The sequence below is a fragment of the Microbacterium sp. LMI12-1-1.1 genome (assembly GCF_040676455.1).
Lineage (GTDB): Bacteria > Actinomycetota > Actinomycetes > Actinomycetales > Microbacteriaceae > Microbacterium.
Map to the genome: position 1 here is coordinate 1,007,693 of NZ_JBEGIA010000012.1, position 18,657 is coordinate 1,026,349.

General features: G+C 70.9%; 18 protein-coding genes. 9 read left to right on the plus strand and 9 right to left on the minus strand.

Going from position 1 to position 18,657, the window contains the following annotated elements; translation table 11 throughout:
- Window positions 1-18: 18 nt before the first annotated feature.
- Entirely contained in the window at window positions 19-1,452 is a 1,434-nt protein-coding gene (gene hydA / locus MRBLMI12_RS13060; RefSeq protein WP_363356889.1) for a dihydropyrimidinase, read from the minus strand.
- Between the two features lie 229 nt (window positions 1,453-1,681).
- Window positions 1,682-2,530 (minus strand): nitrilase-related carbon-nitrogen hydrolase, encoded by an 849-nt coding sequence (locus MRBLMI12_RS13065; RefSeq protein ID WP_363356890.1) that lies wholly within the window; start codon window positions 2,528-2,530, stop codon window positions 1,682-1,684.
- Window positions 2,531-2,802: 272 nt separating this feature from the next.
- On the opposite strand from MRBLMI12_RS13065, the gene MRBLMI12_RS13070 reads away from it, so the two are divergent.
- The 3 genes from MRBLMI12_RS13070 (at window position 2,803) to MRBLMI12_RS13080 (ending at window position 5,189) form a co-directional block, all read left to right on the plus strand.
- Window positions 2,803-4,005, plus strand: a complete 1,203-nt coding sequence (locus MRBLMI12_RS13070) for a sensor histidine kinase (RefSeq protein ID WP_363356891.1) — start codon at window positions 2,803-2,805, stop codon at window positions 4,003-4,005.
- A complete protein-coding gene (locus MRBLMI12_RS13075; protein WP_363356892.1) occupies window positions 4,002-4,640 on the plus strand; it encodes a response regulator transcription factor in 639 nt (212 codons plus the stop codon). The genes MRBLMI12_RS13070 and MRBLMI12_RS13075 overlap by 4 nt, the downstream gene beginning before the upstream one ends.
- Window positions 4,641-4,781: 141 nt before the next feature.
- Window positions 4,782-5,189 (plus strand): VOC family protein, encoded by a 408-nt coding sequence (locus MRBLMI12_RS13080; RefSeq protein WP_363356893.1) that lies wholly within the window; start codon window positions 4,782-4,784, stop codon window positions 5,187-5,189.
- Between the two features lie 126 nt (window positions 5,190-5,315).
- Here MRBLMI12_RS13080 and MRBLMI12_RS13085 read toward each other — a convergent pair whose 3' ends face one another.
- Entirely contained in the window at window positions 5,316-6,005 is a 690-nt protein-coding gene (locus tag MRBLMI12_RS13085) for a hemerythrin domain-containing protein (protein ID WP_363356894.1), read from the minus strand.
- 143 nt (window positions 6,006-6,148) lie between these two features.
- Between MRBLMI12_RS13085 and MRBLMI12_RS13090 the strand changes: the two genes are divergently transcribed.
- The gene (locus MRBLMI12_RS13090; protein ID WP_363356895.1) at window positions 6,149-6,967 is read left to right on the plus strand and encodes an ABC transporter ATP-binding protein; all 819 of its coding nucleotides are present in this window, start codon (window positions 6,149-6,151) and stop codon (window positions 6,965-6,967) included.
- Entirely contained in the window at window positions 6,964-8,451 is a 1,488-nt protein-coding gene (locus tag MRBLMI12_RS13095; protein WP_349426310.1) for an ABC transporter permease, read from the plus strand. The genes MRBLMI12_RS13090 and MRBLMI12_RS13095 overlap by 4 nt, the downstream gene beginning before the upstream one ends.
- Before the next feature lie 44 nt (window positions 8,452-8,495).
- Here MRBLMI12_RS13095 and MRBLMI12_RS13100 read toward each other — a convergent pair whose 3' ends face one another.
- Both MRBLMI12_RS13100 and MRBLMI12_RS13105 read right to left on the minus strand, forming a co-directional pair.
- Window positions 8,496-9,800, minus strand: a complete 1,305-nt coding sequence (locus MRBLMI12_RS13100) for a hypothetical protein (protein ID WP_363356896.1) — start codon at window positions 9,798-9,800, stop codon at window positions 8,496-8,498.
- The gene (locus MRBLMI12_RS13105; protein WP_363356897.1) at window positions 9,797-11,539 is read right to left on the minus strand and encodes a hypothetical protein; all 1,743 of its coding nucleotides are present in this window, start codon (window positions 11,537-11,539) and stop codon (window positions 9,797-9,799) included. The genes MRBLMI12_RS13100 and MRBLMI12_RS13105 overlap by 4 nt, the downstream gene beginning before the upstream one ends.
- A 142-nt stretch (window positions 11,540-11,681) precedes the next feature.
- Here MRBLMI12_RS13105 and MRBLMI12_RS13110 point away from each other — a divergent pair, with 142 nt between their 5' ends.
- On the plus strand, window positions 11,682-12,275 hold the full coding sequence (locus MRBLMI12_RS13110; protein WP_363356898.1) for an NADPH-dependent FMN reductase: 594 nt from the start codon (window positions 11,682-11,684) through the stop codon (window positions 12,273-12,275).
- An 8-nt stretch (window positions 12,276-12,283) separates the two neighbouring features.
- Here the strand turns inward: MRBLMI12_RS13110 and MRBLMI12_RS13115 are convergent, their stop codons facing one another.
- The gene (locus MRBLMI12_RS13115) at window positions 12,284-12,790 is read right to left on the minus strand and encodes a hypothetical protein (RefSeq protein ID WP_331910829.1); all 507 of its coding nucleotides are present in this window, start codon (window positions 12,788-12,790) and stop codon (window positions 12,284-12,286) included.
- Window positions 12,791-12,856: 66 nt separating this feature from the next.
- Between MRBLMI12_RS13115 and MRBLMI12_RS13120 the strand changes: the two genes are divergently transcribed.
- Window positions 12,857-13,498 carry a 2-phosphosulfolactate phosphatase gene (locus MRBLMI12_RS13120; protein WP_363356900.1) on the plus strand — a complete coding sequence of 214 codons (642 nt, stop codon included), beginning with the start codon at window positions 12,857-12,859 and terminating at the stop codon, window positions 13,496-13,498.
- Window positions 13,499-13,597: 99 nt separating this feature from the next.
- Here MRBLMI12_RS13120 and MRBLMI12_RS13125 read toward each other — a convergent pair whose 3' ends face one another.
- From MRBLMI12_RS13125 to MRBLMI12_RS13135, 3 genes are all read right to left on the minus strand, one after another.
- Window positions 13,598-14,089: a SprT-like domain-containing protein gene (locus MRBLMI12_RS13125; protein WP_331910833.1), complete on the minus strand. Its 492-nt coding sequence runs from the start codon at window positions 14,087-14,089 to the stop codon at window positions 13,598-13,600.
- Window positions 14,090-14,139: 50 nt separating this feature from the next.
- Complete coding sequence (locus MRBLMI12_RS13130) at window positions 14,140-14,667, minus strand: tetratricopeptide repeat protein (RefSeq protein WP_349426315.1); 528 nt, start codon at window positions 14,665-14,667, stop codon at window positions 14,140-14,142.
- A gap of 86 nt (window positions 14,668-14,753) precedes the next feature.
- Window positions 14,754-15,617: a spermidine synthase gene (locus MRBLMI12_RS13135; RefSeq protein WP_349426316.1), complete on the minus strand. Its 864-nt coding sequence runs from the start codon at window positions 15,615-15,617 to the stop codon at window positions 14,754-14,756.
- Window positions 15,618-15,874: 257 nt separating this feature from the next.
- Between MRBLMI12_RS13135 and MRBLMI12_RS13140 the strand changes: the two genes are divergently transcribed.
- Both MRBLMI12_RS13140 and MRBLMI12_RS13145 read left to right on the plus strand, forming a co-directional pair.
- Complete coding sequence (locus tag MRBLMI12_RS13140) at window positions 15,875-17,536, plus strand: ABC transporter substrate-binding protein (protein ID WP_363356901.1); 1,662 nt, start codon at window positions 15,875-15,877, stop codon at window positions 17,534-17,536.
- Window positions 17,537-17,641: 105 nt separating this feature from the next.
- Window positions 17,642-18,646: an ABC transporter permease gene (locus tag MRBLMI12_RS13145; RefSeq protein ID WP_363356902.1), complete on the plus strand. Its 1,005-nt coding sequence runs from the start codon at window positions 17,642-17,644 to the stop codon at window positions 18,644-18,646.
- Window positions 18,647-18,657 lie beyond the last annotated feature (11 nt).

Consider the following 18,657-nt stretch of genomic DNA (forward strand, 5'->3'; position numbering starts at 1 on the left):
AGACGAAACGTGCCATGGTCAGATGAGGTACTGCGAGAGGCCGCGCTTGAGGAAGCGGCCGTCGCCCTTGGCGCCGTGGTACTGGCCGCCGTCGACCAGGACCTTGCCGCGCGAGATCACGGTGTCGACGTGCCCGTCGATCTCGAATCCCTCCCACGCCGAGTGGTCCATGTTCATGTGGTGGGATGCCGCAGAGATGCTGGTGTGGCCGTTCGGGTCGTAGACCACGACGTCGCCGTCGGCGCCCGGCTGGATCACGCCCTTGCGACCGTAGAGGCCGAACATGCGCGCGGGCGTGGTGGAGGTGAGCTCCACCCACCGCTCGAGCGTGATCTTGCCGGTGACGACACCCTGGTACATGAGGTCCATGCGGTGCTCGACCGAGCCGATGCCGTTCGGGATCGCGCGGAAGTCGTCGAGGCCGAGGTCCTTCTGCCCCTTCATGCAGAACGGGCAGTGGTCGGTCGAGACCATCTGGATGTCGTTGGTGCGCAGCGCCTGCCACATGTGGTGCTGGTGGCCCTCCTTGCTGCTCCGCAGCGGCGTCGAGCACACCCACTTCGCCCCCTCGAACTGCCCCCACTCTTCGCTGAACGCGCCGAGCTGCTCCTCGAGCGACAGGTAGAGGTATTGCGGGCAGGTCTCGCCGAACACGTTCCAGCCTTGGTCGCGCGCCCAGGCGATCTGATCGACCGCCTGCTTGGCGCTCACGTGCACCGTGTAGAGGGGCGCGCCGGTGAGATTCGCGAGCATGATCGCGCGGTGGGTGGCCTCTTCCTCCATCTGCCAGGCGCGCGCGATGCCGTGGTAGTACGGCGCCTTCTTGCCGGCATCCGCCAGCTGCGCCGCCAGCACGTCGATCGCCGGGCCGTTCTCGGCGTGCATCATCGTGAGCAGGCCGGTCTCCGCCGACACCTGCATCGCCTTCAGCACCTGCGCGTCGTCGGAGTAGAAGACGCCGGGGTAGGCCATGAACAGCTTGAAGCTCGAGACGCCCTCGTCGAGGAGGCCCCGCATCGCGGCGAGCGAGTCGTCGTCGACGCCGCCGACGATCTGGTGGAAGCCGTAGTCGATCGCGCAGTTGCCGGCGGCCTTCTCGTGCCAGGCGGCCAGGCCGTCCTGCACGCGCTCGCCGTAGCGCTGCACCGCGAAGTCGATGATCGACGTGGTGCCGCCCCAGGCCGCCGCCCGGGTCCCCGTCTCGAACGTGTCGGAGGCGTTCGTGCCGCCGAACGGCAGCTCCATGTGCGTGTGCGCGTCGATGCCGCCGGGGATCACGTACTTGCCGGTGGCGTCGATGACGGTGTCGACGGATGCCGCGACATCCGTCCCGAGAAGCTGCGACCCCGGCGCCAGGACGGCGGCGATGGTCTCGCCGTCGATGAGCACGTCCGCTTCGCCGCGACCGGTCGCCGAGACGACGGTCCCGCCCTTGATGAGTGTGGTGGTCATTGCATCTCCCTTGATCCCGGTCGTTGAGCGAGCTTGCGAGTCGAAACGCCGCGAGCCACTCTCCCACCGGTCGTTGAGCGTGCGAGGAACGCGGTCGTTGAGCGAGCTTGCGAGTCGAAACGCAGAGCCGAAACGCCTCCGGCCGCTGCGTGACGTCGGTTCGGCGCGTTTCGTCTCGGTCGCTGCGCTCCCTCGCTCAACGACCGGGAGGGGAACGACCGCATATCGGTCACGGCTTCGCGATCCGGGTGTACGAGTCGGGCCGGCGATCGCGGTAGAACTGCCAGTCGTCGCGCATCTCGCGCACCATGTCGAGGTCGAGGTCGCGCACGAGCAGCTCCTCGTGCTCGCCCGACCCGCGCTCGCCGACGAAGTTGCCCCGCGGATCGATCACCTGGCTCGTGCCGTAGAAGTCCACGGCGAGGTCGCCGTACTCGTTGTCCTCGCGGCCGACGCGGTTGGGCTGCAGCACGAAGTACCCGTTGGCGACGGCCGCGGCGGGTCCTTCGACCTCCCACAGCCGGTTCGACAGCCCGGGCTTGGTGGCGTTCGGGTTGAAGACCATGTGCGCGTCGGCGAGGCCGAGCTCGCGCCATCCCTCGGGGAAGTGGCGGTCGTAGCAGATGTACATGCCGACGCGTCCCACCGCGGTCTCGAAGACGGGGTACCCGAGGTTGCCGGGGCGGAAGTAGAACTTCTCCCAGAACCGGTCGAGGTGCGGCAGGTGGTGCTTGCGGTAGATGCCGAGGGTGGTGCCGTCTGCGTCGACCAGCACCGTGGTGTTGTAGTAGACCCCGGTCTCGGCCTCCTCGTAGATGGGGAGCACCATCACGAGCCCGAGCTCCTTGGCGATCGCGGCGAAGCGCTGCACGATGGGGCCGTCGACCGGCTCGGCGAAGCGGTAGTACTTCTTGTCCTGCGTGATCCCGAAGTAGGGGCCGTAGAACAGCTCCTGGAAGCACACGACCTGCGCGCCCTGGCTCGCGGCATCCCGCGCGAACCCTTCGTGCTTGTCGAGCATCGACTCCTTGTCGCCCGTCCAGGTGGTCTGCGAAATCGCCGCGCGTACCGTCGTCATCGTCTCTCCGTTCGTGAACCGGCGGATGCCGTGTTCCTCGTCCCTCGGGCGGGACCGGCGGGGTCCGCTCCCGCGGCGGCCCTGCACCCCGATCCTGTCGACCCGACGTTTCCCGTCGGTTTCGGCCTGTGACGCGACAGTAAAGCCTGACCCGGTGCGGCGCAATGGTTGGTTCGGCAGACCTTTCGATGGATCGCAGGACGGATGCCGCGGCATCCGAGGTACATCTCCGGACGGATGCCGCCGCACAGCGCGTCCCGTAACGTGAAACGGTGTTCCGCCGCCTGAAGACGTACCAGCTCGTCACCGACGTCTCGGTCGCGCTGGTCTTCCTGCTGGTCGCCTGGCCGGTCGAGGCGGTCACAGCGACGGGCGCGTTCGGCGTGGAGTACCTGATCGGATCGGACGGGCACACCGTGTTCGGCCTGCTCATCGCCGGCATCTTCAGCGCCGCTCTGGCGGTGCGCCGGCTGTCGCCCGCCCTCGCGCTCGGGCTCGCGTGGCTGGGCGCCGCGGCGCAGATCGGCCTGGGGCGCCCGCCCAGCTTCTCGGACGTCGCGATCTTCGCGGTGCTGTACGCCACGGCGGCGTACGGGGTGCGGCCGGTGTACTGGGCGGGGTTCGTCTCCGCGATCGTCGGCGCTCTCGTGATCACCGTCTACCTGTTCGCCGGACCGGTGTTCGCCGGGGGCGGGCTGTCGTGGCAGACGCTGCCCATCGCCCTCGTCACGCTCGTCGCCGCCGCCTTCGCCCTGGGGCTCTCGTGGACGATCGGCGCGCTCGTGCGCACGGCGGTGCGGGCCCGGGAGAATCGCGAGGCGCAGCAGCGCGCCGAGGCGGAGACCGTCGCCGAGCAGGAGCGGGTGCGCATCGCCCGCGACATGCACGACGTCGTCGCGCACTCGCTCGCGGTCGTGATCGCCCAGGCCGACGGAGCGCGCTACGCCGCCGCGGCCGATCCCGCGGTCGCGACCGATGCGCTGGCGACGATCTCGAGCACCGCGCGTTCGGCGCTGGCCGACGTGCGGCTGCTCCTCGGCCAGCTGCGCCATCGCCAGGGGGACGGACCGCAGCCGACGATCGCCGACCTCGAAGAGCTCTACGCGCAGGTGCGCGCCGCCGGCGTGGAGCTGCGCGTCGACGTCGACCCCGCACCGCAGCGCAGCTCGGCCGAGGGCGAACCGGCGGCGGCCGTGCAGCTCGCGGTCTACCGCATCCTGCAGGAGGCACTGACGAATGCGCTCCGCCATGGTGCCCCCGGCGGCCCCGTCGACGTGCGGCTCGCCTGGCTACCCGATCGCGTCGAACTCGATGTGCGCAACCCCATCGTGCCCGGCACCCAGCCGGGGAGGTTCGGCCACGGACTCATCGGCATGCGCGAGCGCGCGCAGCTCGCGGGCGGCCGCCTCGACGCGGCCGACGAGTTCGGCGCCTTCACCGTGCGCGCGCACATCCCGATCGGAGATCTCGCATGATCCGCGTCGTGCTCGTCGACGACCAGGCGCTGTTCCGCGCCGGCATCCGTATGCTCATCGACTCGCAGCCCGATCTCGAGGTCGTCGCCGAGGCGGCCGACGGCCGTGAGGGGATCGACGCGGTGCGCCGGTCGCGGCCGGACGTGGTGCTCATGGACATCCGCATGCCCGTCATGGACGGCCTCGCCGCCACCGCCGAGCTGCTCACCGACGCCGAGCCCCCGCGCATCGTGATGCTCACCACCTTCGATCTCGACGAGGCGGCGGCCCGGGCCATCCGACAGGGCGCGAGCGGGTTCCTCCTCAAGGACGCCGACCCCGAGTTCCTCCTCGCCGCGATCCGCACCGTGCATGCCGGATCTGCTGTGATCGCGGCATCCGCGACCCGCGAGCTCTTCGAGCGCTTCACGGATGCCGCGCCCCGGCCCGTGCCGCCCGCCTACGGCGACCTCACCGACCGTGAGCGGGAGATCTTCGCCCTCGCCGCGCGCGGCCTCTCGAACGCCGAGATCGCCGCGCGGGAGTTCCTCTCGGAGGCCACCGTGAAGACGCACATCAGCCGCATCCTCACGAAGCTCGCGCTGCGCGACCGCGTGCAGCTCGTCGTGTTCGCGTTCGAGCACGGCCTCGCGTAGTTCGGGCCGGGCGGCGTCACTCCCAGACGAGTTCACTTGCGCTGGACGTACGGGGACGCACGCCTTTCGCGTACATCTAGCGCAAGTGAACGGATGCCGCCGCCAGCGCGGGCGTCGGGCCCGTCGTGCAGAATCGGGCGCATGGAACTGCAGCTGAGCATGGTCGTCCTCGAAGTGGCGGATCTCGACGCCTCGGTGCGCTTCTACCGCAGGCTCGGGCTCGACATCGCCGCCCCTGATCCCGGACGGCCGGTGGTCGCGCACCGCATGGGCAGCGGTGTCACGCTGCTGATCACGACCGGGTTCGCCTCCCGCTTCGACCCGACCTGGGCGCCGCCCGCCGGCGGCGGCTATTCGCAGCTGCTGGAGTTCTACGTCGGCGACGACGCCGTCGTCGACAGCACCTGGGCCGACCTCATGGACGCCGGCTACCGCGGCCGGATGCCGCCGACGCAGACCGTGGGTCCCTACGCCGCCATCGTGGACGACCCCGACGGCAACGCGATCCTGATCACCTCCGACGAGGCCGCCTCGCCCGACGCCTCCTGACCGCAGACTCCGTCGTCGCCCGATCCCTCCCCCCCCGACTTCACTTGCGCTATACGTACGCCGAAACGTGCCGTCCGCGTACGTTCAGCGCAAGTGAACGAGGTCGGCGGCGAACCACGGTGTGCGTCAGCGGCCCTCGAGCGCGACGCGGTGGGCGGCGTACTTGCGTCGGCCGATCCAGCGCCAGGCGAGACGGCCGGGCGCGGGCATGTGCTTGTGCAGCCACTCGTCGCCGCCGTCGGGCTGCGCGGCGAGGATCTCGCCCAGCTGCTGCCACGTCTGGCCCTTGGGGATCGAGGTGCGGCCGTGCTCCGAGAACCACTCCACCTCGGCCTCGGTGATGGTGTGTTCCATGACGGGCACGATATTGGTCTCCTCGTCGGGGAGATGCACCGCGATCGCCGCGTTGACGCCGTCGAGGGCAGCCAGCACGGGCGCGGCATCCGCTGCGGTCGCCGAAGCGCGCCACGCCGGCAGTGCCCGATCCATGGCGGTCAGGTGCACGAGCAGCTCGGCGTGCTGAGCCTTCATGCGCTCGACGTGCGCGGCGCAGGATGGCGCCCGTTCATCGAGTGCCGGCCACAGCCGTTCGTCCTCACCCTCGTGGTGTGCGTGCAGCCCGAGAGACAGCGTCTCCAGCTGCGTCGCGACGACCGCTGCGTGCGCGGTGTCGCCCGCGCGCACCCGTCCGATGAGGTCGGGTGCCTCGCCGAACCCGCGGCGGAAGAGGCGATGGATCTCCACCATCCCACTCGCGTCGCACGTCTTCGGGTCTTCGGGCAGCGCGCCGCTGGGCGGCAGGGGCGTAGCGGGCATGGCGGCTCCTCGAGACGCGGCGGTCGGGCTGGACGCGACGATAGTCCTGCGAGGCGGCGCGGGGAAGATCATCCCGGAGATGTACGCGGGATGCCTCGCCGGGCCGACGCGCGCGACGGGTGCCCGTTCCTACTGTCGGAGTCATGGAACTCTCATCGACCGACCTGGGCCTCGCCGCCCGGGTGCAGCAGCTCAGCAAGACCTACGGCACCGGCGAGAGCACGGTGCATGCGCTCGATGGGGTGAGCGTCGGCATCCGCCGCGGCGAGTTCACCGCGATCATGGGGCCGTCGGGGTCGGGCAAGTCGACGCTGATGCACATCATGGCGGGTCTCGACGCGCCGAGCTCGGGGCGGGCCTGGATCGGCGACACCGACATCACCGGTCTTTCCGACCTCGAGCTGACGGTCCTGCGCCGCCGCCGGGTGGGATTCGTCTTCCAGGCGTTCAACCTCGTGCCCACCCTCGATGCCCTCGGCAACATCCTGCTGCCGTTCGACCTCGACGGGCGCCGTCCGACGACGCTCGAGCGGGCGCGCATCGACGGTCTCGTCGAGCGCCTCGGCCTCACCAGCCGCCTCGGCCACCGGCCGCACCAGCTGTCGGGGGGCCAGCAGCAGCGCGTCGCGATCGCCCGCGCGCTCGCGACGGCTCCCGATCTCGTGTTCGCCGACGAGCCGACCGGCAACCTCGACTCGCGCTCGGGACGCGAGGTGCTCGCCCTCCTCGCCGCCGCCACGCGCGAGCACGGCCAGTCGATCGCGATGGTCACCCACGACCCGGTCGCCGCCGCGCACGCCGACCGGGTGCTGTTCCTCGGCGACGGCCGCATCGTCGCCGACAAACCGCGTCAGAGCGCCGAGGAGATCTCGGCGTACATGCTCGCGTCCGAGCTGAGCGCCGGGGCGCCGGTCGCCGCCGCGTCGGCCGTCGGCCACGCGGTCGCGGAGGTGACGTCGTGACCGCGCTCGCCCAGACGGGACGGATGCCGCAGCCCGCGGCATCCGTCACCGCCGCGTCGTCGGGCGCGGCCTCCCCGCTCGCCTGGCTGCGCGAGCGCGGCATGGGCGCGAGCATCCTCGTCGCCGCCATCTCGAGCGCGTTCGGCGCGATCCTGCTGAGCGCGACCGGGTTCATCGCGGCCGTGCTGCGCGCCGACCCGTTCATCGGGGACAGCGGCACGCTCGCCGTCGTGCTCGCGATGATGAGCGTCCTCCTCATCGGTGTCGCGGTGTACGTGGCGGCCATCGTGACCGCGAACACGTTCGCCACGGTCATCGCCGGACGCACGCGGCGCATCGCACTGCTGCGCCTCATCGGCGCCTCGGCGCGCTCGCAGCGCTCCGAGGTCGCACGGCAGGGTCTTGTCGTCGGCGTCATCGGCGCCGCGCTCGGACTCGTCGGCGGCACGCTCGCCTCGTGGGCCGGCGTCGCGCTGGCCACCTGGGCGCTGGGGATCGAGGACGTCGGCTACGCCGTCGTGCAGGCGGTGCTCGTGATCCCGGCGGCGGTCGTCGCACTGACCACGTGGGTCGCGGCCTGGGCCGGCTCGCGCCGCGTGCTGACGGTCACGCCGCTGCAGGCGCTCGGCGGGTCGGTCGAGGCCTCCCACGACGCGTTCGCCCGGCGGGGCGCGCGCAACGGCGCCGCGATCACGCTGTTCGCGATCGGCGGCGCCCTGCTGGCGTCCGGCATCCTGCTCGGACTGGTGACCCCGCTCGGAGTGATCGTCGCCTTCTTCGGCGGCATCTTCTCCTTCACCGGCCTCACGCTCGGCGCGACGCTCGTGATGCCGCCGGTGCTGCGGCTCGTCGGCAGGCTCTTCGGCGGATCGGCCACGGCGCGCCTGGCCGCCGAGAACGCCCTCCGCTATCCGGAGCGTTCGAGCCGTATGGCCATCGGCGTCGTGATGGGCGTGACGCTGGTGACGATGTTCGCGGTCGCGCTCGAGACGGTCAAGGCGGTGTTCGCGGCATCCGCCGACGGCCCGCTGCCCACCGACATGACGACGCTCATGGACACTTTCGCGGGCATCATGATGGGCCTCGTCGCCGTCTCGGCCGTCATCGCGGCGGTCGGGCTCGTCAACCTCCTCACGATCGGCGTCGTGCAGCGCCGGCGCGAACTCGGACTGCTGCGTGCGCTGGGCGTGTCGACGGGCCAGGTACGTCGGATGGTGCTGCTCGAGGCCGCCCACATCACGATCACCGCGACCGTCACGGGACTCGTGCTGGGCACCGCGTACGGATGGGCCGGGGCGCAGTCGCTCCTCGGGGCGGTGCCGATGCCGCCGTCGTTCGCCGCGCCGACGCTGGTCGCGCCGGCCGTGCCGTGGCTCCCGGTCGCGATCATCGTCGTGGCGACGGCGATCCTCACGCTGGTGGCCGCGGTCGTGCCGACACGACTGGCGACGCGAGTCGCCCCGGTCGAGGCGCTCGCCGACTGAGGCGGGCCGGGTGCCGCGGCGCAGGCTTCGCGCCGCGGCATCCGTCATGCCGGTGGAGGGACGATGCGGAACGGGCCGCGAGCGGCGTCCGCCACGAGTTCGAGATACTCCTCGCCGCTGTCGAGGTCGTCGGTCGAGTAGAGATCGGCGACCTCGCGCAGTGCCGCGACGAGGTGCTGCTGCGGAACCGCGTTGTCGTTCCTGCCGTGGACGCCCTGCCGCGTCGACATCACCGCCGCAAGCCGGGGGAGGTCCGCCGCACGCGCCTTCCACAGTGCGTGCAGCGATCGCGGCGTCGCATTGCGGCTGCCGTGGTGGCCCACCTTGTAGAGGTCGATCTTCGCCAGCCGGTCGCGGAGGTCCGCATCGTCGCCCAGCTGATCGAGGGTGTGCCGCCAGTTCTCGATCTGGGCGTCCCCCGAGAACAGCAGGGACACGCCGCCCACCTTCAGCAGCAGGATGACGCTGGTGTTGTTCAGCGCGTCGTCGAGGTCGCGGACGAGCCGTGCGGCGGAGCGGGACCGCTGATTCGCCAGCCGGTCGATCAGCCAGCGCACCGGTCCCGGCCCATGGGTGATCGGCGAGCGTGCGTCGGCCTGGGCAGCGGAACCCACCACACGCAGCGACGCCCCCAGTGCGGTGAGCCAGTACTCCGGGTCCTCTTCGCGCTGCCGGGCGACCCGTGGATCCTGGTCGACGGTGGGAGGGCCGAGCACCGTCGCTTCGATCCCCGGGACGACGTCGGCGAGGCCCGAGTCCATGCCGGCGTGGAGGTAGCGGCCGCGGCCGTCGCGCGACAGCTCGTTCAGGAGTGCGACCGCTTCGGCGTTCTTGAGCTGGTCCTCGGCGGCCGCCCTGACCTCGTCGTCGAGACCCACCAGGGTGGCGAGCCCCGCGACCTGCTCCTGCGCCTCCGCGAGCAGAGCGGCGTACCTCGCCGACGCGCGGCTCACCCCTGCGGTGTCGTCCGCTGCGGCGGCAGGGCCGTTCGCGGTCTCCGAGAGCTCGGGATCCTCGGTCCATGAGCGCACCACGAGTTTGGGGGCGAGTCGCTTCATGATCGCCGCGCCGGCGTCGACCTCGAATCCGCGCAGATGGTCGCGGTGCCGGTGGGTCACCACGAGAACGTCGAGCTCGCCACCGGTGTGCTCCTCGATGAGCGCCGCGACATCGCCCATGCGGCCGCGCGCCATGCCCTCCCTCGGCGAATGACTCGTGCCGAAGTCGATCAGGATGTGCCGCGTGTCGCGCCCGTCCGGCAGTGGCGCGTCGTATTCGACGGACACCAGGAAGCAGTCGCCGAAGCCGACCTGGTACATGCGCACGCGGACGCGGATCGGAGTGCTCACCATGTCTCCCCGGAGTCCTGCTGCGTGCGGTGCAGCTCTGCGAACGTCTGCCCGCGGGCGAAGCCGTCCGAGAATCCGAGGCGCGCCGACGAGTCGCGACGCCCGGTCCGCTCGAGGTGGTCGAGCCGCTTCTGCTGCCGGCGCCAGTCGTCGAGGCGCTTGTGGATGTGCAGCTTGAGCCTGCCGAACTGGTCGAAGATCAGGGTGCCGCCGCCGAACAACTGAATGGGGGTGCGCGGGTCGATCGCCGGAGACAATTGGAGCCCCGACTCGTCGGTGAACTCGCGCGCGGTCATATCGGCCATCTGCACGTACGTGGCGACCGACTCCGGCACGATCAGGCCGTCGGGGCCGATCCGCTGCGTCGGCAGGACGGACTCGATCACCGTGTAGTAGTCGGTCGACACGTCGAGCCGACGCGCGTTCTGCCACAGGAATCGGAACACCTCGTCGCGGTCGCTGCGCAGTCCGGCGAAGTTGATCCCGAGATAGTGCGGGGCGAGCTCAGCCTCGAGCACGTCGGTGACCCGGTCGGACGATCGCTGGATGCCGGCCTTGGCGAACCCGGCCATCAGCAGCTGGCGGTAGCCGAGGTCGTCGTCCGGCACGAGCTCGTTGTCGGCCAGCAGCACGGCGTTGAGCAGATCGCCGAAGTCGAATTCGACGGGCGGCAGGTAGTCCAGACCGCGGATGAGCATATGGAGCAGCTGGGATGCCGCCTTGGCGCCCTCCTCGGCGGCACGTGCGCGGTCGACCGTGATACCGCGGCCGCCGGCGGTCTCGCCGTTCGGGCGGGAGAAGAGCGCCTGGAGCCGCCGGTACCAGATCTCGATCAGCAGATCGAAGGCGATCGCGACCAGGACCTCGCCCCGCCGGTGCGGCTCGACGAACTCGGGCCGCTTCGCCCAGTCCGCCGGGGGCGGGTTCAACGCCGATTCGCGCAGCGCCCCACGGCCCTGGGTCAGCACGCTGCCGATCTGCTCTGCGACGCGGGCGAGCATGCTCTTGCGGAGCGCGTCGGGCTGGATGCGGCCGCGCGGGATGCGGCCGCTCCTGTCGGGCTTGCCGAGAGCCTGCTCGATGACGGGACGCATCGAGAACACTGAGAGGAGCGCGACGATGTCGGCGAACCCTTCGTGGAAGGCCGCCTGATCGGGCAGGCTCGGCTCGAGGAACCGGCGGCGGAGCCCGTCCAGCACGGCGTGCGTGGTCTCATGCACCACCACGTCGTGACTCAGGCACGTGTAGACCGCCTCGCCACGGGGGTCGACGGGCGGTACATAGCCGAACAGCAGCGCCCGGTCCTCGAACGAGTAGTACGCGTTCGCCTCGGCGAACGCGTGCGGCACGAGGTAGAGCTGGTGGCTGCCGAAGCCCCACGGCAGTCGCCGGCCGAGCGCCGTCTCGAAAGTGGAGAGCGTCCGAGCCGCGGTGGCGTAGACGTGCTGGGCGTGGAAGGCCAGATCTGTGCGCAGGACCTCGTCGTCGGCATCCGCGAACAGGTCGTCTTTGCCCAGCGGCGCGTGCTTGACGTAGCGGCCGGTCGCCGTGTCGTAGTCCACGACGTGCAGGCGGGCTCCCCGCGGGCCGTCCTCCATGCGCGACCACGGCACCTTCACCCGTGCCGTCAGGATCCTGCCGTCGTCGCCGCTGACCGCAGGGTCCTGCGCGATGAGCCGCAGCGTCACGTGCGTGCGCGGCTCGTCGGCATGCTCGGCGTACTCGACACCATCGGTCATGTCGCACCCCCAGGTCCTCGGCTCCACCTTGCAGCGGTTTCCTCCGCTGGGGAAGAGCGTCAGCTCCACGAGGGTGATACGCCGTGACGGGACGAGCGCCCGGTGGGGTGCGCCGACGGACGGGCGGGTGCAGGCTGGCATCATGCAGATCGACATCGTGGAGCACGAACCGCCCTACCGCGTCGGCGTCATTGTCGGCAGCCTGTCGCGCGAATCCGTCAACCGGCGCCTGGCGCTGGCCCTGCAGCGGCTCGCGCCGCCGGAGTTCGAGTTCTTCGAGATCTCGTACGCCGACCTTCCGCTGTACAACCGCGACCTCGACACCGACTATCCGCAGGCCGCGCTCGACTTCAAGGCAGCGGTGCGCTCGGCCGACGCGCTGCTGTTCGTGACGCCCGAGTACAACCGCTCCATCCCCGGCGCCCTCAAGAATGCGATCGACTGGGGCAGCCGGCCGTGGGGCCAGAGCGCATGGACCGACAAGCCGACCGCCGTCATCGGCGCCTCGCCGGGGCAGATCGGCACCGCCGTCGGCCAGCAGTCGCTGCGCAGCACGTTGAGCTTCCTCAACGCGCGCCAGATGACGACTCCCGAGGCGTACATCCACTTCACGCCGGGGCTCATCGAAGCCGACGGCGAGGTCACCGTCGCGTCGACCGAGGAGTTCCTCCGCATGTTCATGGGGAAGTTCCTCGAGTACACCGCGCGGGTGCTCACCGTGATCCCGCAGGCCTGACCTCCCGCTCAGGCGTCGGCGGGCTCGGGGTCGTGCGCCCAGCCGGGGGCGAGGGCCTTCACGCGCGCCGCGCGCCACTGCCAGATGCCCCACAGCACCGGCCACAGCAGCGGCGCGGTCGGACCGCCGATGACGAGGCGGTCCCGCCACAGCGTCTTGCCGGGCTGCCCCGGCGCCGGCGAGACGGCCATCTGGTGATCCCACACGTCGAGGCTCGCCAGCGGACCGGTGAGCGGGATGCCGCTGTCGCGGAAGACGCGCACACGCCCGCCGGGCTCGTCGACCGACCGCTCGCTGACGTGGATCAGCTGCCGCCCCATCGGCACCGAGCCGAACGCCGACAGCTGCACGGGGACGTCGTCGCCGGGAGTCCACGACGTCGGCAGGCCGCGCGGCACCAGCGGCGCGAGATCCATCACCGGGCCGTAGAGCTCCGCCACCGCACGTGGCGAGTGCACCGCCCGCCACGCGGCGTCGGGGTCGCAGTCGATCACGAACTTCAGCAGGATCCGCATGCTCCAGTGTCGCACCCGCCTCGGCGGCGGACGCGGGTCACGGATGCCGCGGCCTACGCTGGACGGATGCCCGAGAGTCCCTTCGACCAGCGCCGGTACCAGGTCCGCCACGACTGGGGAGTCGCAGGGCTCCGGCGCCTCGCGCCCGCCGACGTCGTCGTGATCGTCGACGTGCTGCGGTTCTCCACGACGGTGACGGATGCCGTCGCGCGCGGCGAGAGCGTGCCGCTCGACGCGTCCGCCCACGCGGTGTCGCTCAACGGCGCTGCCGTCGCCGAGGCCGCCACGGGATCGGACGCCACGGTGCTGCTGGGGTGTCTCCGCAACGCGGCCGCCGTGGCGGGCGCCGTGCTCGACATCCAGCGCCGGCGCGCCGAGCGCACGAGCATCGCGGTGATCGCGGCCGGTGAGCTCGGCGGCCGCGAGACGGACGCCCCGCTGCGCTTCGCCGTCGAGGACCAGCTCGGCGCCGGCGCGGTCGTCGACGCCCTCGGCGCCCTCGGCATCGACCACACCTCGCCGGAGTCCGCCGCCGCGTGCGAGGCGTTCCGCGGCCTGCGTGGTGCGGTGCGCCACCTGCTCACCGCGAGCGGCTCGGGTCAGGAGCTCCTCGATCGCGACGCGCGTGCCGAGGTGCTCAACGCCGCGGCGGTGGATGCGGCATCCGTCGTCCCGGTGCTGCGCGCCGGTTCGTTCGTCGCGTACTGACGCCGACGCTGCGGCGCTGCGCCGGGTGCAGCGCGTTTCGTCTCTGCGTTTCGACTCGCAAGCTCGCTCAACGACCGGGGCGGAGGCGCAGGACGCGCTTCAGTCCCGCGGGGTCAGCGCGGCCAGGCGCGTCGCGCGGGTGATCTCGCGCCGGGTCCAGGTGAAGGCGTGGCGCTCGTCGAAGTGCGGAGCGCACTTCGCGCACGACGTGGGCCTGGTCGCCTTGCGGTGCCGGTAGGCGACATGGCCGGCGGGGCACACGCCCACCCACGGGGCGAGCTCCGTCGCGGTCTCGCCCTGGTGGGTCGCGCCGCCGACGTAGCCGAGCTCGCGCGCGACCGCCTTCCATCGGGGCCCGTGTCCGGCACGGGGGCCCGCGAGCGCATGCGCCACCTCGTGCAGCAGCGTCTGGTGGTTGGTGTCGTCGTCGTAGCGCGCCGCGAGGTAGCGCGACACGCTGATGCGCTTGTGCGTGTAGTCGCAGAGACCGGCGCGCCGCTTGGCGTTGTCGAACGCGAAGCTCCACGAGGGGTCGAGGTGGGCGGCGATGAGGGCTTCCGCCCAGTGCCGCACGCGATGCAGTTCCGACATAGAGGCGAGACTAGAACATATCTCCGACACTCAGAGCGAGGGCATCCACCTCAGCTGGCGACGGATGCCGCGGCCCGGCGCCGGTCGGCGGCGTCGATCGCGAGGAGGGTGGACTCGAGCTGGTCCTCGGTGGCGCCGGACTCCTGGCGGAGGAATAGCGCGCGTTTGAAGTCCTTGCGGGCGGACTCGTAGTCCCCGGTGTCGAAGTGGACCTTGCCCCGATGCTGGTAGGCGAAGGCGCCGATGCTCGCCCAGCCCTGTCCCTCGGCCTCTCCCGCGCAGGTGGTGAGCTCCTGCTCGGCGGCGGCGTAGGCGCCCCGCGCCTGCAGTACGGTCGCGTGGAGGATGCGGGCCCGCAGGAGGTCCTTCCGGGTGCCCGCCATGCGCGCCACCCGCACGGACTGCTCCGAGATCACCAGGGCATCCTCGGCGCGGTCGAGCACCTTGAGGAGCCACACGCGCTCGAGGAGTGCCGGGAGGCTGCGCTGCTCGCCGATCTCTTCGAGCCGCTCCTTGCACTGGCTCGGATTCACCTGTTCGCGGAGAGTGTCGGGATCGTACCCGCTGATGTAGCTCACGTCTGCTCCCTTCGCCGCGCCGGTGGCACAACCCAGTGTGCCTGCCGCTCCGATGCTCGCGGGCGTGCCACGCCGAGTCGTGGCGGTCAGCGGGTGAAGACGGATGCCGAGGGCTTCGGCGACGGCGTCGCGTCGGCGTCGGTGGCGACTCGGGCACCGCGCGCGAACTCCTGGAGCTCGCGGCCCTCCGCCACCTTGGCGGGATGCGGACCGGCCGCCATGAGCCGGGGCAGCCACTCGGTGGGCAGCGGGGCCCGGGAGGCGGCGATCACGAGGTTGCCGAAGCGGCGGCCCTTGAGCGTCTGCACCTCCGCGAGCACGATGACGTGCTCGAGCACCGCCTGCACCGTGGCGACCTCCCGGCGCGCGAACGCGAGGCCGGCGCCGTCGGCGACGTTCACCAGCAGCACGCCGTCGGGGGCGAGGAAGCGAGAGGCCTCCGTGAAGAACTCCACGGTCGTGAGGTGGGCCGGGGTCTGCGCGCCGGAGTACACGTCCGACACGACGAGGTCGGCGGCGCCGACGAGGCCCGCGGGCAGCCGTCCGAGCGCTTCGCGGGCGTCGCCGATCCGCACCCGGATCGAGGCGCCCCGGGGCAGCGGCAGGTTCTCGCGCACCAGGTCCCACAGGGCGGGCTCCAGCTCGACCACCTGCTGCCGCGAGCCGGGCCGTGTCACCTCGACATAGCGGGGGATCGTGAGGGCCCCGGCGCCCAGGTGGATCGCGGTCAGCGGCTGCCCCGGCATCCGGAGCCGGTCGATCACGGCGCCCATGCGGGCGACGTACTCGAAGTGCAGGTGGGTCGGGTCGTCGAGGTCGACGTGCGACTGCGGCGTGCCGTCGACATCGAGCTCCCAGCCGCCGCCGAAGGGCGACCGCACCACGCGGGCGAGTGTGCCGTCGGAGAGGCGGACGGCCGGGACGGCGGCCTCTTCCCGTGCGCGTGCCATGCCTCCACGTTAGCCGCAGCGCGGCACCGCACCGGGTGCCGTTGACACTTCTGCCCGCCATCCGTGCGGGGTCCTGCGCACAACGCTGAGATCACGGCATCCGTCGCCGCCGAAACCGAATCGAGACACAGGTGTAACCGACGAGGGTGCTGCGCCCGGGTAGCGTCGGAGCATCACACCCCGCTGAGGGCTTGCGCGCACCTCTGCTCCACGATGACGTGCAGCGGAGCCCACACGATATGGAAGGTGCACAGCACATGCTCCACACTGCGAGAAGGCGCTGGCTCGCCGGCGCTGCCGCGGTCGCCGTCGGCGCGATCGTCCTCACCGCCTGCGCGAGTCAGCGCGACGACGGAGGCGGAGACGACGAGGCGAGCGGCGACGTCGACACGACCTTCGTGTTCGGCGCGTCAGGAGACCCCGCCAGCCTCGACCCCGCGTTCGCGAGCGACGGCGAGACGTTCCGCGTCGCGCGCCAGATGTTCGAGGGGCTCGTCGGCACGGTGCCGGGCACCGCCGACCCCGCCCCGCTCCTCGCCAAGAGCTGGGAGCAGCCGGACGACACGACCTACGTCTTCACCCTCGAGGAGGGCGTGACGTTCCACGACGGCACGGACTTCAACGCCGAGGCCGTCTGCTTCAACTTCGACCGTCAGAACGCCTTCACCGGTGTCGCGGCGTCGCAGAGCATGGCGTACTACTGGGGCGTCATCATGCGCGGCTTCGGTGCTGACTCCATCTACGACAGCTGCACCGCCGACAGCGAGACCCAGGCGACGATCACGCTGAAGCAGCCGTTCGCCGGGTTCATCCCCGCGCTGTCGCTGCCGTCGTTCTCGATCCAGAGCCCGACCGCTCTCGAGGAGTACGGCGCCGACGACGTGGGCGGCACCGAGGAGGCGCCGATCCAGAGCGAGTACGGCCAGGAGCACCCGACCGGAACCGGTCCGTTCATGTTCGACTCGATCTCTGTCGGCGAGCAGACCGTCCTCACGGCCAACCCCGACTATTGGGGCGAGCAGGGCGTCGTCGAAGAGGTCATCTTCCGGGTGATCGGCGACACGACGGCTCGCCGTCAGGCGCTCGAGTCGGGCAGCATCGACGGCTACGACCTGGTCGCGCCCGCCGATCTCCAGTCGCTGGAGGATGCCGGGTTCTCGCTCGTGAACCGCGACCCGTTCAACGTGCTGTACCTCGGCATGAACCAGGCCGCTCCGGGCCTCTCCGACCCGAAGGTGCGCCAGGCGATCGCCCACGCGATCGACAAGGACGCGCTCATCACGCAGGTGCTCCCCGAGGGCACCGTCGCGGCGAGCCAGTTCATGCCGGACGCCGTGATCGGCTGGAACGAGGACGTCACGCAGTACGACTACGACCCGGAGGCCGCGCAGGCGCTCCTGGCGGAGGCCGGCTACACGGACGCGAACCCGCTGACGATCACGTTCAACTACCCCGTGAACATCTCGCGGCCGTACATGCCCAACCCCGAGCAGATCTTCACCAACCTGCAGAGTCAGCTCGAGGCCGTGGGCATCGTGCTCAACCCCGTCACGAACGAGTGGGTCGAGTACCTCGACCTGATCCAGGGCGGTACGGACCACGGCATCCACCTGCTGGGCTGGACCGGCGACTACAACGACCCCGACAACTTCGTGGGAACGTTCTTCGGTCTGCCGACCAACGAGTGGGGCTTCGACAACGCGGAGCTGTTCCAGGCGCTCACCGATGCACGCGGTCTCGCGACCGAGGAGGAGCAGGAGGCCGCCTACGCCGCGATCAACGAGCAGATCATGGAGTTCCTGCCCGGCGTGCCGCTCGCGCACCCGGTGCCGACCCTCGCGTTCGACGCGCGTGTCACGTCCTACCCGGCCAGCCCGGTGCAGGACGAGGTGTACAACATGGTCGAGCTCAGCGAGTGACGCCGTGACCGGATGCCCCGTCCCGGCCGACGCCGGGACGGGGCATCCCGGTTCCCCTCGTCCTCTCGCCCGCGACCGCCGGTCGCCGTCCCCGGAGATTCCCACGTGCTACGCACCATCGGCAGGCGCCTCCTCCTGCTCGTCCCGACCCTGTTCGGGTTGACCCTTCTGCTGTTCTTCTGGGTGCGCGCCCTGCCCGGCGGGCCTGCCGTCGCCCTCCTCGGCGAACGGGCCACGCCCGAACGCGTCGCCGAGATCAACGAGCTGTACGGCTTCAACGAGCCGCTGATCGCCCAGTACTTCACGTGGCTCGGCCAGCTGCTGCAGGGCAACTTCGGCGTCTCGATCCAGACCCAGCGACCGGTGACGGAGGAGTTCCTCCGCCGCTTCCCCGCGACGCTCGAACTGACCATGTTCGCGATCGTCCTCGCGGTGGGCGTCGGCATCACGATCGGCTACTGGGCCGCGCGGAGGCACGGCAGGCCGGCCGACCACTTCGCCGTCTTCGCCAGCCTGATCGGCATCACGATCCCGGTGTTCTTCCTCGGTGTGATCCTCAAGTGGATCTTCGCGGTGCAGCTGGGCTGGCTGCCGTCGGACGGCCGTCAGGATCCGCGACTGGATGCGACCCACTACACGAACTTCTACGTCCTCGACGGCATCATCACGGGGGAGTGGGATGCCGCGTGGGACGCGTTCCTGCACCTGATCCTGCCGGGCATCGCCCTGGCGACCATCCCGCTCGCGATCATCACCCGCATCACCCGCGCCTCGGTGCTCGAGGTGCAGAACTCGGACTACGTCCGCACCGGCATGGCGAAGGGCATCTCCCGCGGTACGATCCGCGGCCGGTTCATCCTCCGCAACTCGCTGCTGCCGGTCGTGACCACGATCGGCCTCCAGTTCGGCCTGCTGCTGTCGGGCGCGATCCTCACCGAGTCGGTGTTCGCGTACCCCGGCATCGGCTCGTTCCTGTCGCGCGCCATCTTCACCCGCGACTACCCCGTGCTGCAGGGGTTCATCCTCTTCATCGCCGTGATCTACGCGCTCATCAACCTGGCCGTGGACGTGTCGTACAGCTTCATCGATCCGAGGGTGCGGGTGCAGTGATGACGCGCGCG